The sequence below is a fragment of the Pseudooceanicola profundus genome, assembly GCF_054919315.1.
This window is the reverse complement of sequence record NZ_CM142898.1, coordinates 2,926,363-2,942,318: the sequence shown is the minus strand read 5'-3', so window position 1 is coordinate 2,942,318 and position 15,956 is coordinate 2,926,363. Positions and strand designations below refer to the sequence as shown.

The window sequence follows — 15,956 nt, the reverse complement described above, 5'->3', positions numbered from 1 at the left end:
CTTGAACGAAAGGTGGGTGTCAGTGGAGGCGCGCGTCCGCCGGTCGGCGGGGCTGTCGCGCCATGCGGGTGAGGGCCAGCCCCAGCCCCTCGGCCAGGCCCAGCAGGCACGGCGCCATGTCGGGCCGGGCAATGAGGGTTGCAAACATCATGGCATCCTCGCGCGCGCCTTCGGCGGCGGCGGCGATGAAATGGCCGAAACAGGCCTCGTCCCCGCCGAGGCAGGTGCAGTTGAGGTGATGGCGCATCAGCGGGCGCCGGCCGTGGCTCTGGCAGAGCGCGCAGATCTCGTCGAGTGCCGCCGCCGCCTCTCCGCCGAGGTCGGGGCCGAGGGTGTCGATGAAATCGCGCAGCGTCTGCGCCCGGCTTTCCGGGCTGTGGCACCAGCCGCGCAGGCAGAGCACCGCGCCCGCGGCGACAGCATCAAGGTCGGTCAGCTGTCCGACCGAGGCCCCGCCCCGCGGCGTGGGTCCGCCACTGGACCGGTCGGAGGGCGACCGCAGGGTCATTTCGTCAGGATCAGCTTGCCCGCGCGGGTGATGCGCAGGGTGTAAACCTGATCCCCGAGGCGGATGAGCGCGAGACCATCGGGGCCCGTCAACTCCTCCGCGCTGTGAACGGGGCCGTCGAAGGCCGCCAGCGTCTGGGTCGCAACCGTATTGGTAGACATGGGTTCACTTTCTTCTCGTCCGATGCGCCCGGCTTCCCCATGGACCGGCCGAGGCGCGCGAGGGATGCGGCTCCGGTCAGGGGTGGCTGGCATGGGCCTATACCTGACAAAAGCACTCAGCTTCGTCAATCCGATTCTTTTGGTAGGGTATTGAGCCGGCACGGATAGGCCGCGCCCTGCCCGTCTGAGGGCAGCCTGTGGACTGCAGGCAGAAATGGGGGGGGGCAGGAATGGGGGGGCAGGAATGGGGGGGCAGGAATGGGGGGGCAGGAATGGGGCAAAATGGGGCTGTCTGCCCCCCTTGGCCCTGACGGGCCAATTCCCCCCGAGGATATTTTCGAAACGGAAATGGGGCGGGCGGCAGGAAAGGCCCGTGCCGGCTTCAGGCCTGCGGGGTGCAGGCGCCGCGGATCGCGTCGAGTTGCGCGTCGAGCGCGGGGCCGCTGGCGGGAAAGACACCGTCGAGGGCGGCGGTGCCGATGGTGAAGCCCGCCGCTCCGCAGGCCCGCAGGCGGGCGATCCGGTCCGGGCTGTCGATGGAGCCCGCGATGATCACCGGCTTCTCGGTCGCGGCGCAGACCGCCTCCATCATCGCCTCGACGTCGCCCGCAAAACGGTAGGCCAGCAGGTCGAGCCCGTGGACCCCGTCCATCTCGGCAAGGGCGCGGGCCGAGGCGACGATCGCTTCCGACGGCCCGTGCAGCACGCTGGGAATGCCCGTGACCCGGCCCGGGAAGGGGTAGTAGCGCAGCGCCGTGCCCGCGATCACTGGAAGCACGTCCTGCGCATGGGTCCCGCCCAGAAGGATGTCGACGCCGATCTCCACCGCCGCGCGGGCCGAGGCGATCTCGCTCTCGCGGTCCTCCGAGACGACCTCGAGGTAGCTGGTGGCCCCGCCGGCCCGGATGCGCCGTGCGAGTTCCGCCAGAGCGGGTATCGGCAGCCCCACGTCCTTGAAGCCGATGTGCCGGAGCCCGTGGGCCAGTGCCACGTCGAGATGATGCGCGGCATCCTCGACGGTGCGGTCGTTGCGGGTGAGCATGAAGATGAAATCCATCACGCCTCCTCTGTCACGCGGCGGGCTGCGGCCAGTTGCACCGCGTAGCGCAGGGCGGTCACCATGCTGTCGGGCTCCGCCACCCCCTGCCCCGCGATGTCGAAGGCGGTGCCGTGATCGGGCGAGGTGCGCACGAAAGGCAGCCCCAGCGTGATGTTCACGCCGCTTTCCAGCCCCATGTATTTCACCGGGATCAGCCCCTGGTCGTGGTATTGGGCCACCACCACGTCGAAGCGGCCCTTGCGCGCCATCATGAAGACCGTGTCGCCCGGCCAGGGGCCCGAGGCGTCGATCCCCTCGGCCCGGGCAGCCTCGATGGCGGGGCGGATGATCTCGATCTCCTCGCGGCCGAAGAGCCCGCCCTCGCCCGCGTGGGGATTGAGGCCGGCCACGGCCACTCTTGGCGCCGTGATACCGAGCGCCTTGGCGCCCGCGTGGGCCAGACGGATCGCATCCATCTGAGCCGGGAAATCCGCCGCCTCGATGGCATCGCGCAGCGCAACATGGATCGTGACCAGCACGGTGCGGATCTCGTCATTGGCCAGCATCATGGCGACCTTGCCGGCGCCGCCGTAGGTCGCCAGCATCTCGGTATGGCCGGGGAATTTCACCCCCGCCGCGGAGAGCGCCTCCTTGTGGATCGGCGCCGTGACGATCCCGGCGACACGCCCCGCCCTGGCCAGATCGATGGCCGCGCGGATCGCGTCATAGGCCGCCTGCCCCGCCGCCGCGGCCACCGCGCCATAGGCCGGTGCCGGCTGCCCCGGGGCGGTGTCGATCAGGCGCAAGGCGTTCTCCGCCGCCGGTGTCTCGGGCCCGGTCACAGGCTGGATGCGCCAGCCAGGCGCCACCAGAGCCAGGGACCGCTCCAACGCAGAGCCGTGGCCCAGCACGACGGCGGGCGGCGCACCGGGCGCGGTGAGCGCGCGGACGGTGATCTCGGGGCCGATCCCGGCGGGATCGCCGAGGGTGACGGCAAGAGGCGGGTGGAGGTGAGACTCGGTCATGGCAGGAGAGTAGCAGAGGCCGCCGCGCCGCACAGCCGGATCACGCGGGACGGGCGGAAATTCCTGCGGCATCGTGGGCCGACGGGGGCTCGACCTGTTCGCACCGGCCCCTGCCGGTTCAAACCTGTCGCGGCATTCGGCCGATCTGCACTTGCTTGCCCGGGCCGAACAAGCGGTACTCGGTTCGCCACCGGGGGCATACGGCGTCAGGGCCAGGCCGCGTCCCCGCGCCTTGTGCAGCGGACAGGCCCGCCTCTTAGGTGGCGTGGCGGAAAGTTTCCCTTGAAGGCGAGTTTCGCCTTGTAGTCCCCGCGCGCCCTTCGCTATACGCGTCGACGGAGACGTGGCCGAGCGGTCGAAGGCGCTCCCCTGCTAAGGCCGCATACTCTTTGGTTAAGCCGCTGAAATTCAGCGGCTTTTTTGTTGCGTTCATCTTGGTTTCCCAAATCTTGCCCATCACGCTCGAAAAGACGAGCCCACGTGGCCCGTGTTATGGAGGATCGTGGGGCTTTCTCCGGATCAGCCTTCCGAGCTGCATCGCGAGCTGCGGCGGCCCCTATGGGGAACCAAGGAGGTCGCCTGCTCTATTTCCAAGGTGCCGAAAACCGTCGCTGGATGGTGCAGGAGTGGTTCCTATCCGTTGGGCTTCGCTCATGAGGCCTCCTCCAGAAGGAGGTCGGACCGATAATCCTGACGCGGAAATCCTGTCTGGCTTATCCTTGGCCGGATTGGGCCGCACACCCAGACAGTGGCGTGAATCACCTCTGAGGGCTCATGAGGGTCAGATATCGGTTGACCAAATCTTGCCCAAACTGGCCGCCATTCGGTGCCTTTCGGTGCCAATTCAAGGGTTTGACCCGCATCACACGAAGTTTCGCGAGATCGGCAATTTCGCCTTGTATTCCCTATGCTTGCGCCGCTATACGGGTCGACGGAGACGTGGCCGAGTGGTCGAAGGCGCTCCCCTGCTAAGGGAGTAGGCCCGAAAGGGTCTCGTGGGTTCGAATCCCATCGTCTCCGCCATCACTTCATATATTATGCGTATCAATGGCTTGCGCCAACCTGACCACACAGGTTGACCACGCAGATATGCCCCACTTGTCCGGCACGACAATTGGAAGCGCCTTCAATCACTGCTCGGCCACGTCTCCTTTTCGAAATGCGAGGTTCCGTCAGTTGACAGGGCGAGTGCTCAGGCAGCCTGCAAGCCACAGATAGCGCATGGGAGAGCTGACAACGCGCCCTCCCCTCAGACCGCCCCGTAAGCGATCTGAGAATTTTAGATTGCGGACGAGTCCGGTTACCCAGCCAGGTGCGAATCGATCTCTGATTTTCCTGAGGGGCCCATCGGCTTCTTCAGGCTGGCCTCAGCAACCAGCGGACGCAAAGCACTGTGTGACATTGAGGTCGCGCGATACAGCTCATGCTGTGTCCCCACCTCAACCATCTAAGCGACATCATAAAGAGTATTCGTGCCGTTGTAGTTGATCTGAACGAAAATGTCTTCCTGAGCCGCACCATCAACCAATGCCCAGATAATCTGCTCAGTGGGACGATAGATCACGAAGGCTTCGGCTACATTGGAAGCGCCTGCGTTAGGCGTATAGGCATAATTTACCTGGAAGTCATTTCCGTCGGCGGCAACAATTCCAAACAACAGGGTGTCGAGTTCGTCGGCATCGTAGTCCTGCACCCAATCCGTGCCGTGCCCGGCAACACCGAAGTGGAAGAACCGGTCGGCACCAGCCCCACCATTGTATCGGTCGAACCCGACCCCCCCGCTGATGAAGTCAGACCCCGCGCCGCCATAGATCAGGTCGGAGAGAGCTCCTCCGGACAGCACGTCATCCCCTTCATTCCCGATGAGCCAATCCGCTCCCTGCTGGCCATCGATGGTATCGTTCCCAAAGCCTCCGTGGAGTTCATCGTTTCCATAGCCGCCTTGTATGGAGTCGTTACCTGCATCCCCGAAGATGAGATCACGAAGGTCGGCTTGGCTGCCGCCGCCATAGAGGAAGTCGTCACCGTAGCCGCCATGGATCTCGTCCGCGCCATCCATACCGCGCAGCGTGTCATTTCCACCGTAGCCTATAATGGTGTCCGAACCTGAGCCCCCTGTGAAGCTATCGTTGTACTCGGTGCCTTGCCACCGGCTCGGTGGGTCAAGGGTCAGGTATGACAAGTTTGAGACCGCAACGGTGCGATCCGAGAACTGGAAGTACTCAATTCCCGTATAGCGATCGGTACCCAAGGCAGACTGGAGTTCAACTTCTCCAGCCGACAGCCGAACGCTGACGGTCTCTGACGAGACAGACAGCACCACCGTGTCCGTCCCGGAACCACCTACCGCAAAATCATCACCGCCACTCTCCAGAAAGCGGTCATCACCTGCGTCCCCATACAAGAGATCGTTTCCCGAGCCGCCGCCCAACGTGTCCGACCCATTGCCACCATAGAGGGTATCCCTGCCATCACCTCCGTAGATCAGATCGTTTCCATCCAAACCTGCAAGTCGGTCGGCACCGTAGGAGCCCGTTATCCTATCGGATCTTCCAAAGGCGAGAGCCAACAGGCCATCAACATTGTCTGCGGCCAGCAGGCGATAGAACGTATTTGCATTCAAATCGAGTTGAGTTGCGGCGCCGGTCTGCACGCCTGATGCCCAAGCATAGTAGGCGTTCAGGCGGCCATAAACGTTGCCAAGCTCGTCATAGGAAAAATCACCACGATATTGGGCCCTCAGGTTCCCAGAGGTGATCGTGATCTGGCTTCTGTCGTATGAAGAAACCACGCCGTAGTAGATGCTTACGCCTGACACGAGGTCTACCGGCTGATTGAATTGGAACACTGCCATATTTCTGCTCGCAAAGGCCAAGGGGGACGATCAGGGCTACGGTAGCAGTCCCCCACCTACAGGTCTTGCGAAATACAGCGCATTTGCGGAAGCCAGTTCACCGCCGAGATCGAGGGCCACACCGCCCGGGCGGTGCACGGTTGCATCGTCGACCTGATCGGCGCGCAGAACGGAGCGGTCGTTCCTGCCGCGCTCGTCACGGGCCCGGCAGGTGGCACCATCACCGGCTGCGGCTGTCTGATCTATGGCGGTGCGACGGCGAACGTCCACGACCGCCCGAACGCGAAACTGCGCAGGAAACTGCGCAGGCCGCTGGCCCTCGGCGGGCCAACAGCTCCGCAACGGCGCGATGCGCCGTTCACTCCGCCGGCGTCAGCCGGATCAAGGCGCCGTTGCGGGCATCCGTCAGGATCATCACCGCACCGTCGGCGGCCACGTCCACCGCGCGCACGCGGCCCCGGCCCTGCAGGTAGCGCGCCTCGCCGGTCACCTTGGTGCCGTCCAGTTCCAGCCGCACCAGCGCCTGCCCCGCCAGACCGCCGACGAGGATGCTGTCCTGCCAGCCCGGGAACAGGTCGCCGTCATAGAAGGCCATGCCGCTGGGGGCGATCACCGGGTCCCAGTAGTAGAGCGGCTGCTCCATCCCGGCGGACTCGGTGATCCCGTCGCCCATGGGCCGGCCGCTGTAGTCCTCGCCGTAGGTGATGACCGGCCAGCCGTAGTTCTTGCCCGCCTCGGGGCGGTTCAGCTCATCCCCGCCGCGCGCGCCGTGCTCGATGGTCCAGAGCGCCCCGTCGGGGCCGAGTGCCGCCGACTGGATGTTGCGGTGGCCGTAGGACCAGATCTCGGGCTGGCCGCCCGCGATCCGGGGATTGCCCTCGGCCGCGCCGCCCATCGGGTCGATCCGCAGCACCTTGCCCAGATGGGTCGAGACATCCTGCGCCAGCTGCCGCGGTTCCGGCAGGGAGCGTTCTCCGGTGGTGACGAAGAGCGCCCCATCCGCCCCGAAGACCAGCCGCGAGCCATAGTGCATCGTCGAGGTCCAGCCCGGCATCTGGCGGAAGATCACCTCCACCTCCTCCATCTGCGTCCCGTCCGAAGAGAGTACTCCGGTGGCCACGGCGGTACCGGTCTCGCCGCCATCGCGGGGTTCGGCATAGCTCCACCAGACGCGCCGGGTGTCTGCGAAATCGTCGCCCACCAGCACGTCCAGCAGCCCGCCCTGACGGCGGCTGTCGACCTGCGGCAGCCCGCCGATGGCCGGCCCGATCACCGCGTCGGTGCCGATCAGGCGCATCCGTCCGGGCCGTTCCGTCACCAGCCAGCTGCCGTCGGGCAGCTGGTCCAGCCCCCATGGGTTCTGCAACCCGTCCACGACGATCTCGCGCCGCAGGGTGAGGTCCTCGTTGATCACCGGGGCGCGGGTCTGGCCCTCGAAGGCCGGGCGCTGATCGGGCGCGTTGGGCGGGGCGGCGTTGAAATCCTGCGCGGCACCGGGGGTGGCGAGACAGGCGGCAGCCAGCAGCGAGCTGGCGAGACGTGCAACGGTCATTGTCGGAAGTCCTCGTCGGTCGAAAGGTGTCGTGGTGAAGGTCTGGGTCACACTCCGGGTCAGGGTCAGCGCCTCTGCGGCGGGCGAACCCGTGGCAGATGGTAGGACCGCGCCCCGCGCCGGCGAAACAAGTTCTCGTCAGTGCGGCACCGATCTGGGGCATCGCCTCCCTCGCAACTCTGATGACCGGGCGATCCTGCCGCTGCCGTCGCGAGCGATCATCCGGGGCCCGATACCGCGTTCAGCGCCCTCCCCGATCCGGTTCCATACCGCTGATTCATAAGACCTTGCAGTGGAGCGGCATAGTCAGAGCCCCCCTGCTGCCTAGCTTAACTCTACCTGATCACAAGCCGCACGCGTCCCTCCCGCGTGCCGCCAGACCGCACAGGAAGAGAGCCATGCCACCTCCCATTGCCTTCGAACTCCGCCGCCGGACCCTCCTTGCCAGCTCGGCCGCACTCGCCATGAACGCAGGCACCGGCACCCCTGCCGCCGCGCAGGAGGCTGCCACCGCCGGCAGCGACCTAACCCGCGTTTCCCTCACCGTCAACGGCCAGCCGCAGGAGGTCGAGGTCGACAACCGCACCACCCTTCTGGACCTGCTGCGCGAGGAGCTGCATCTCACCGGCACCAAGAAGGGGTGCGATCACGGCCAGTGCGGCGCCTGCACCTGCACCGTGAACGGCACGCGGGTGAATTCCTGCCTCAGCCTCGCCGTGATGCACGAAGGCGACGAGATCGAGACCATCGAAGGCATCGGCACGCCCGAGCAGATGGACCCGATGCAGGCCGCCTTCGTCGAGAACGACGGGTTCCAGTGCGGCTACTGCACGCCCGGCCAGATCCAGTCCGGCCGCGCCGTGATCGAGGAGATCCGCGCCGGCATCCCCAGCCACGTCACCGGGGACCTGAGCGCCGAGATCGCCGTGACCGATGCCGAGATCCGCGAACGGATGTCGGGCAACATCTGCCGCTGCGGGGCCTATGCCAACATCCTCGCCGCCATCACCCAGGTCGCAGAGGACAGCGCCCAAGGAGACCGGACATGAGACAGTTCAGCTACGAACGCGCCACCGATCCGGCCGCCGCCGCCGCCCGCGCCGCCGAGGTGCAGGGCGCCAAGTTCATCGCAGGTGGGACCAACCTCCTCGACCTGATGAAACTCGAAATCGAGACGCCGGTCCACCTGATCGACGTGAACGGCCTTGGCCTTGACGAGATCACCGAGACCGAGGCGGGCGGGCTGCGCATCGGCACGCTGGTGAGCAACACCGCGCTCTCCGCCGATGCCCGCATCCGGCGCGACTATCCGCTGCTGACGCGGGCCATCGCCGCCGGTGCCTCCGGCCAGCTGCGCAACAAGGCCACCACGGGCGGCAACCTGCTGCAACGCACCCGCTGCCCCTATTTCTACGACACGGCGATGCCCTGCAACAAACGCGCCCCCGGCTCCGGCTGCGGCGCGCTGAGCGAGGGGGCCTTCTCGCGTCAGCTGGGCGTGATCGGCACCTCGGAGGCCTGTATCGCCACGCATCCCTCCGACATGGCCGTGGCCATGCGGGCGCTGGACGCGGTGGTCGAGACGGTGACCCCCACCGGCATGACCCGCCAGATCCCGCTGGAGGAGTTCCACATCCTGCCGGGCGAGACGCCGCAGATGGAAAACGCGTTGATGCCCGGTGAGCTGATCACCCATGTCACCCTGCCCGCCCCCGTCGGCGGCACCCAGGCCTATCACAAGGTCCGTGACCGGGCCTCCTATGCCTTTGCCCTCGTCTCCGTCGCGCTGATCCGACAGGCGGATGGCACCGGACGTGTGGCCCTTGGCGGCGTGGCCCCCAAGCCCTGGCGCCGGGCCGAGGCGGATGCCGCGCTCCCCAACGGCGCCCGGGCCGTGATCGCAGCCCTGCTCGACGGCGCCCGCCCGACCGAGGAGAACGCCTTCAAGATCACCCTTGCCGAGCGCACGCTCGCCGCCATGCTGAAGGAGGCCTGAGATGCAGTTCAATGAACCCGCAGGCACCAACCTCTTCGACACCGCCAAGGTCGTCGGCAAGGCCACCCCGCGCGTCGATGGCCCGCTGAAGGTCACCGGCACCGCCCCCTATGCCTATGAACGCCACGACGTGACGGAGGGGCAGCTGGTGGGCTACCCCGTGCTGGCCACCATCGCCGAGGGCCGGATCACCGGCATGGCGGTGGAGGCGGCCAAGGCCGCGCCCGGCGTCGTGGATGTCATCACCGCGCTGGACGTGGGCGAAATGCCCAAGCCGAGCGAGCTGAACGCCGCTCCGCTCTTCGGGGGCGCGCGGATCGCCCACTACCATCAGGCCATTGCCGTGGTGGTGGCCGACAGCTTCGAGCAGGCCCGTGCCGCCGCCGCCCTCGTGCAGGTGGACTACGACGCCGAGGAGGGCAACTATGACCTCGAAACCGTCTGGGCGCGCGTGCGCGAGGATCGCTCCGATCCCGTGTCGCGGGTGGGCGACTTCGAGACCGCCTTCGAGGCCGCCGCGGTGCAACTCGATGCCGAGTACCGCACGCCGCCGCACAGCCACGCGATGATGGAGCCCCCGGCAACCATCGCCCGATGGGAGGATGGCAAGCTGCACATCTGGACCTCGAACCAGATGATCGAATGGGCCCGCGCGGCCCTCGCCAAGACCTTCGGCCTTGACGAAGGAGATGTCGTCGCCACCAGCCCCTACATCGGTGGCGGTTTCGGTGCCAAGCTGATGCTGCGCGCGGATGCCATCCTCGCCGCACAGGCCGCACGCCGTCTGGGCCGTCCCGTGAAGGTGGCCATGCCCCGGCCCATGGTGATGAACAACACCTCGAACCGCGCGGCGACGATCCAGCGCATTCGCATCGGTGCGGGCACGGACGGCCGGATCACCGCCATTGCCCACGAGGCGATTTCCTACACCCAGCCCGGCGGCAGCGGTGAGAACGCCACCGCGCAGACCCAGAGCTTCTATGCCGGCGAGAACCGCCTGATCGTCAACCACCTCGCTGAAATGCAGCTGCCGGAGGCGAACGCCATGCGCGCGCCGGGCGAGGCCTCGGGCCTCATGGCGCTGGAAATCGCCATGGACGAGATGGCCGAGAAACTGGGCATGGACCCGGTCGAGTTCCGCGCGGTGAACGATACACAGGTCGATCCGGAAGACCCGTCGAAGCCCTACTCGGACCGGCATTTCGTCGAGTGCCTGCGCGAGGGCGCCGCGGCCTTCGGCTGGGACAGCCGCAACACCACCCCCGGGGGCATGCGGGACGGCCAATGGCTGATCGGGCACGGCATGGCGGGCGCCTATCGCGGTGGTCCGGCCATGGCCTCGGGGGCGCGGCTGCGACTGCAACCCTCGGGCCGGCTGATCGTGGAAACCGCGATGACCGACATCGGCACCGGCTCCTACACGATCCTCGCGCAGACCGCCGCCGAATGCCTCGGGCTCGAGGTGGCGGATGTGGAGGTGCGCCTCGGCGACAGCCGCTTCCCGGCCTCTGCCGGTTCGGGTGGGCAATGGGGCGCGGCCTCCTCCACCGCCGGGGTCTATGCCGCCGCCGTGGCGCTCCGGGCCGAGATCGCGCAGCGCCTCGGCGTGAACCAGCCCGACGCCCTCACCTTCGAGGGCGGACAGGTGGTGAGCGGTGACAACACGACCGCGCTCTCCGCCGTTGCCGCCGAGGGCGAGATCGTGGCCGAGGACAGCATCTCCTTCGGGGACTTCCGCAGCGAACACGTGGTGTCGACCTTCGCGGCGCATTTCGTCGAACTGGCGGTCCATGCGGGCACCGGCGAGATCCGCCTGCGCCGGATGCTGGCGGCCTGTGACGCGGGCCGCATCCTCAACCCCACCACCGCGCGCAGCCAGGTCATCGGCGGCATGGTGATGGGCGTCGGCGCGGCGATGATGGAAGACCTTGCCATCGACACCGGGCGCGGGTTCTTCCCGGCCCATGACCTTGCCGGCTACGAGGTGCCCGTCCACATGGACATCCCTGCGCAGGAGGTCATTTTCCTCGATACGGCGGATGCGGTCTCGACCCCGCTGAAGGCCAAGGGCGTGGGCGAACTGGGCCTTTGCGGCGTTGCCGCAGCGATTGCCAACGCGGTCTACAACGCGACCGGCGTGCGGGTGCGCAGCTACCCGATGACGCTGGACAAGTACATTTCCGACCTGCCGGAGGTCTGACCTCCGGCCCCAGACCCGGACGCCATGCAAGGGCGCGGCCTCGGGGTCGCGCCCTTTGTTCGTCACACGACCGACAGGACACGAATAGGCCGGCCCGGGGAACCGGGCCGGCCTGCGGGATCGAAAGTCGCGAGGACCAGCCAGCTTGCCGGACATCCCGCGCGGGTCAGCCCTGCGGCGCCTGCAGGCCGTATGTGCGCGCGATCTCTGCGAAGGCCGCGATCGTATCGGGGTCGACTGGCACACCGTCGCGGGGGCGGCGATCGGCGTCGCCAAACGCGCGGTCGCCCGGCGCCCGCACGGTCCCGCCCTCGACAGTCGCCGAGCCACGCAGCAGGTCCCGGTAGGTCTGCATCGCGGTCAGGAACACCTCCCGCCCGCCAAAAGCCTCCGGGTCGATGGCCAGCACGAAGGCCCCGACATTGCGCGGCGTGCTCATGTCATCGGACACCATCGGCGCGATCTGCGGGCTCAGCAGCGCGCCCCCCAGCACGGCCGAGAGGATCTCCACCAGCCCGGCGATGCCGGCACCCTTGTAGCCGTACTGCGGCCCGCCGATGGGGGCGAGCATGACGGCGCTGTGCGGGTCGGTCGTATCGACGCCGCCATGGTCCGAGGCGACCCCGGGCTGCAGGTCCAGGCCGAGGCTGGCCATCAGCCGGACCCGGTTGAAGGGGATCGAACTGGTCGCCATGTCGAGCAGCCACGGATGCCCGCCCGCAACCGGCGCTGCGGCGGCCAGCGGGTTGGTGCCGTGAAACCGCTGCGCCCCGTCCTGAAGACGCATGAACGAATCCGAATTGCACATGGCGAGCCCGACCATCCCCGCCTCGGCGATGTGCAGGGCGAAAGCGCCCGCAGGTCCAAAGTGCGAACTGCGGCGGATGGAGACCGCGCCGATGCCGAAGCGCCGGGCCTTGTCGATCGCGATATCGGCCGCGACATAGGCGTTGAGGGCGCCATGCCCGTCATCCCCGTCGAGCACGCCCACGGCATGGAAATCCTCCACCAGTGCCGGGGACGGCGTCGCGTTCACGCGCCCGCCCCGGATCGCCCGCAGGTAATGCGGCAGCAGCCGCACCCCGTGGGTGTCCATGCCGAAGAGCGAGCCGTGCATCAGCGCGCGGGTGACGGCATCGGTCGTCGCCGTATCGGCGCCCGCGGCCTGCAGTGCCGCGCGCAGGAACCGGTCCAGCGCCTTAGCCTCGTAGGTCCGCGCAGCGGCGCTCGCCATCTCTTGTGACGCCATGGGATATCTCCTTGAGCTTGTGCCGGACCCTCGCATGGTCCGGCCGTGGTTCCAGATGGATGCGCACCGCCAGTCGCCCGGGGCGCTTGCGGGAGCGCCGGGCGGCTGCCGGGCAGGTGTCGGGGCGGCCTCAGATCACCAGGTCGATCAGGAAGGGCCCCTTGCGCGTGAAGCTGGTCTTCATCAGCGCGGCGCACTCCTCGAGGGTCGTGGCGCGGGCGGCCTCGACCCCCATGCCGGTGGCGATCCGAACCCAGTCGATGTCCGGGTTCCCCAGATCGAGCATGTCCATCGCGGTCTTGCCCGGCGTCGCGCCGACGTTTTTGTATTCCCCGATCAGGATATTGTACTTGCGGTTGTTCAGCAGGACCGTCGTGCAGGGCAGGTTCTCGCGCGCCTGGGTCCAGAGCGACTGAAGCGAATACATCGCCGAGCCGTCCGCCTGCAGGCTGATCACGCGGCGGTCGGGCCCGCCGGCAATCGCGGCACCGGTGGCGACCGGCAGACCGTCCCCGATCGCGCCCCCCGCGAGGTTGAGCCAGTCATGGGCCGGCGCCGCATGGGTAAACCGGTCGAAATCGCGCCCGAAGGAGATGCTCTCATTCGAGATGATGGCCTGCTCCGGCATGACGGCGGCGACGACCCGCGCCAGACCTTCCGGCGTCGGCGCACCGGTCACGACCTCGGGGCATGGGCCCGGATCGGGGAGCGCGACATCGCTTGCCCCCAAAGCCTCGACCAGCGCCTCGAGCGCCGCGACCGGATCCTGATCGGGACGGGACAGGACATGGAGCGTTGCGTCGGAGGGATACTGGGTGGAGGGCTTGTCGGGATAGGCAAAGAACCCCACGGGCGGCACCGCATTGACGAGGATGATGTGCTTGAACGACGCCAGTTCACTGATCGCCGCATCCACCCCGTAGGAAATCCGGTCCAGCGCCAGCCGGCCACGCCCGCGCTGCATATGCGCGTTCGAATAGCTGCCAAGAAGCTTGGCGCCCGTCTTCACGGCCACCCGCCAGGCCAGCCGTTGCGCCGGGGCATGGGTGGCCCGGTCCGCCAGCAGCAGCAGGACGTTCTCGCCGCTGCGCAGCAGGCGCGCGGCGGTCTCCACCGCGTTCGGGTCGATCGGCGCGGGCGCCGGAACCGGCAGTTTCCCGGCCACGGCCCCGCCCTGCCCCCAGGAGGCATCCGCCGGCAGGATCAGCGTTGCGATCTGCCCGGTCAGGGCACTGGCCGCCTGGACCGCCGCAGCCGCGTCGCGCCCGACATCCTCGGCCCGGGTCGTGGTACGCACCCAATGGGACACCGTACGGGCCATGCCCTCGGTATCGGCCGTGAGAGGCGCGTCGAAGGGACGGTGATAGGTCGCCTGATCCCCGACGATGTTGACGATCCCCGCCCGTGCCCTGCGGGCGTTGTGCAGGTTGCCCATCCCGTTCGAGAGCCCCGGCCCGCAGTGCAGCAGCGTGCAGGCCGGCTTGCCCGCGATCCGGTAGTAGCCATCCGCCATGCCGGTGACGACGTTCTCCTGCAATCCGAGGACGCAGCGCATCCCCGGGATCCGGTCGAGCGCACCGACAAAGTGCATCTCGCTGGTGCCCGGGTTCGCGAAACAGGTGTCGACACCGGAGGAAAGGAGGGTGTTTACGAGGCTTTCAGCGCCATTCATCAGTCAGTGTCTTCCCAGTAGGTCAATAAGAGGAGCCTGCCACCGCCGGGGCGACCGGGTTTATCCGCCCGCCCTGCCCCGCGCGCATGAGGCCGCCCTTGCCGGGCCGTCCCCCGCAGGGGTCGGACCCGGTCCGGGGAGCGGCTTGGGAGCCCCCCGAAAGACGCGGCCCCAAGGCCGGGTCAGGCGTCGAGGGCGGTCTTGTAGGTGTCGCGCAGGATGTTCTTCTGCACCTTGCCCATCGTGTTGCGGGGCAATTCGTCCACGACGACGATGCGGCGCGGATGCTTGAAACGGGCAAGGTTGGCGGCAACGCTGTGGGTCAGCAGGTCGACGTCGGGCTGGCAGCCGTCCTTCGCGACGATCAGCGCCAGCACGGATTCCCCGAAATCGGCGTTGGGCACCCCGACGACGGCACTTTCCAGAACCCCCGGCAGACCGTCGAGCAGGGTCTCGATCTCCTTGGGGTAGATGTTGTAGCCGCCCGAGATGATCAGGTCCTTCTGACGCCCGACGATATGGACATAGCCCGCCTCGTCGATACGCCCGAGGTCGCCGGTGATGAAGAACCCGTCAGCGCGCAGCTCTTCCGCGGTCTTCTCGGGCATGTTCCAGTAGCCCTTGAAGACATTGGGGCCGCGGACCTCGATCATGCCGATGGCGCCCTGCTCCAGCGTCGCGCCGCTCTCCGGATCGGTGATCTTCAGATCGACGCCCGGCAGCGCGAAGCCGACGGTCCCCGGACGCCGCTCGCCGTCGTAGGGGTTGGAGGTGTTCATGCTGGTTTCGGTGAGGCCGTAGCGCTCGAGGATGCGGTGCCCGGTGCGCTCCGAGAAGGCATCGTGGGTTTCCGCAAGCAGCGGGGCGCTGCCCGAGATGAAGAGCCGCATGTGGCTGGCCAGATCGCGGGTGAAGCGCGGGTCGCCCAGAAGGCGGGTGTAGAAGGTGGGCACGCCCATCATCGCCGTGCAGCGCGGCAGAGCCTCGATGACCGCATCCCGGTCGAAGCCCGGCAGGAACTCGATCGCGGCCCCCGCCTTGAGGATGACGTTGGTCGCCACGAAGAGCCCGTGGCTGTGGAAGATCGGCAGCGCGTGCAGCAGCCGGTCCTCGCCGGTGAAGCGCCAGAGCCGGGTCAGCGTCTCGGCGTTGCTGAGCAGGTTGCCATGGCTCAGCATCGCGCCCTTGGAGCGGCCCGTGGTGCCCGAGGTATAGAGCAACGCCGCCAGATCGTCGGTGCCGCGCTCCGCCGGCGTGAAGGTCTCCGGCGCCGCGGCGGCCAGATCGCTGAGCGAGCCCTGACCGGAGGCATCGAGCGTCTCGAGCCGGATGTCGGTCTCGGACAGCGCCGTGGCGAGCGTCTCGCGGCGGGCGGGATCGCAGATCAGCAGGTGCGGCGCGCAGTCCGCCACGAAGTAGGAGATCTCGGCCGCGGTATAGGCCGTGTTCAGCGGCAGGAACACGAAGCCACCCATCACGCAGGCCGCGTAGACCTCCAGCGCCTCGGGCGACTTCTCGACCTGCAGCGCCACGCGGTCGCCCGGCTGTGCCCCGAGCGCGGCGATGGCGTTGGCGTAGCGGGCGGCAGCCCGCAGGACGTCGGCGTGGGTCCGGACCTCTCCGCCGGGAAGGTGGAGGAAGGGCGTGGTGGCGTCTGCATGCGCGGCGAAAAGGCCGTCGAACAGGATATTGGTCATGAG

12 protein-coding genes and 1 tRNA gene are annotated in these 15,956 nt (G+C 67.6%); 4 read left to right on the top strand and 9 right to left on the bottom strand.

Translation table 11 applies throughout. From position 1 onward, the window contains the following. Positions 1–19 precede the first annotated feature (19 nt). From ACX9MO_RS13560 to pdxA, 4 genes are all read right to left on the bottom strand, one after another. The gene (locus ACX9MO_RS13560; protein WP_462212226.1) at positions 20–508 is read right to left on the bottom strand and encodes a hypothetical protein; all 489 of its coding nucleotides are present in this window, start codon (positions 506–508) and stop codon (positions 20–22) included. Continuing rightward, a complete protein-coding gene (gene hemP / locus ACX9MO_RS13555) occupies positions 505–669 on the bottom strand; it encodes a hemin uptake protein HemP (protein WP_222489234.1) in 165 nt (54 codons plus the stop codon). Before hemP ends, ACX9MO_RS13560 begins: the two co-directional genes overlap by 4 nt. Before the next feature lie 382 nt (positions 670–1,051). Continuing rightward, entirely contained in the window at positions 1,052–1,726 is a 675-nt protein-coding gene (locus ACX9MO_RS13550; protein ID WP_222489233.1) for a beta/alpha barrel domain-containing protein, read from the bottom strand. Then, positions 1,726–2,733: a 4-hydroxythreonine-4-phosphate dehydrogenase PdxA gene (gene pdxA / locus ACX9MO_RS13545; protein WP_462212225.1), complete on the bottom strand. Its 1,008-nt coding sequence runs from the start codon at positions 2,731–2,733 to the stop codon at positions 1,726–1,728. The genes ACX9MO_RS13550 and pdxA overlap by 1 nt, the downstream gene beginning before the upstream one ends. Positions 2,734–3,666: 933 nt before the next feature. Here pdxA and ACX9MO_RS13540 point away from each other — a divergent pair. Then, positions 3,667–3,756: transfer RNA gene (locus ACX9MO_RS13540), tRNA-Ser, on the top strand. A gap of 424 nt (positions 3,757–4,180) precedes the next feature. Here the strand turns inward: ACX9MO_RS13540 and ACX9MO_RS13535 are convergent. Both ACX9MO_RS13535 and ACX9MO_RS13530 read right to left on the bottom strand, forming a co-directional pair. Further along, positions 4,181–5,587 carry a calcium-binding protein gene (locus ACX9MO_RS13535; RefSeq protein WP_462212224.1) on the bottom strand — a complete coding sequence of 469 codons (1,407 nt, stop codon included), beginning with the start codon at positions 5,585–5,587 and terminating at the stop codon, positions 4,181–4,183. A gap of 358 nt (positions 5,588–5,945) precedes the next feature. Continuing rightward, positions 5,946–7,139 carry a PQQ-dependent sugar dehydrogenase gene (locus ACX9MO_RS13530; RefSeq protein WP_462212223.1) on the bottom strand — a complete coding sequence of 398 codons (1,194 nt, stop codon included), beginning with the start codon at positions 7,137–7,139 and terminating at the stop codon, positions 5,946–5,948. A 398-nt stretch (positions 7,140–7,537) separates the two neighbouring features. Here ACX9MO_RS13530 and paoA point away from each other — a divergent pair, with 398 nt between their 5' ends. The 3 genes from paoA to paoC are packed head-to-tail and all read left to right on the top strand — an operon-like array spanning position 7,538 to position 11,335. Then, on the top strand, positions 7,538–8,188 hold the full coding sequence (gene paoA / locus ACX9MO_RS13525; RefSeq protein ID WP_462212222.1) for an aldehyde dehydrogenase iron-sulfur subunit PaoA: 651 nt from the start codon (positions 7,538–7,540) through the stop codon (positions 8,186–8,188). Further along, positions 8,185–9,135: an FAD binding domain-containing protein gene (locus ACX9MO_RS13520; protein ID WP_462212221.1), complete on the top strand. Its 951-nt coding sequence runs from the start codon at positions 8,185–8,187 to the stop codon at positions 9,133–9,135. Before paoA ends, ACX9MO_RS13520 begins: the two co-directional genes overlap by 4 nt. Before the next feature lies 1 nt (position 9,136). Then, positions 9,137–11,335, top strand: coding sequence for an aldehyde oxidoreductase molybdenum-binding subunit PaoC (gene paoC, locus ACX9MO_RS13515; RefSeq protein WP_462212220.1), 2,199 nt, complete (start codon positions 9,137–9,139; stop codon positions 11,333–11,335). A gap of 166 nt (positions 11,336–11,501) precedes the next feature. On the opposite strand, the gene ACX9MO_RS13510 is transcribed toward paoC, so the two are convergent. The 3 genes from ACX9MO_RS13510 to ACX9MO_RS13500 form a co-directional block, all read right to left on the bottom strand. After that, positions 11,502–12,584, bottom strand: a complete 1,083-nt coding sequence (locus tag ACX9MO_RS13510; RefSeq protein ID WP_462212219.1) for an Ldh family oxidoreductase — start codon at positions 12,582–12,584, stop codon at positions 11,502–11,504. A gap of 130 nt (positions 12,585–12,714) precedes the next feature. After that, positions 12,715–14,256, bottom strand: coding sequence for an acetolactate synthase large subunit (locus tag ACX9MO_RS13505; protein ID WP_462212218.1), 1,542 nt, complete (start codon positions 14,254–14,256; stop codon positions 12,715–12,717). A gap of 182 nt (positions 14,257–14,438) precedes the next feature. Further along, positions 14,439–15,953 (bottom strand): malonate--CoA ligase, encoded by a 1,515-nt coding sequence (locus tag ACX9MO_RS13500; protein WP_462212217.1) that lies wholly within the window; start codon positions 15,951–15,953, stop codon positions 14,439–14,441. Positions 15,954–15,956 lie beyond the last annotated feature (3 nt).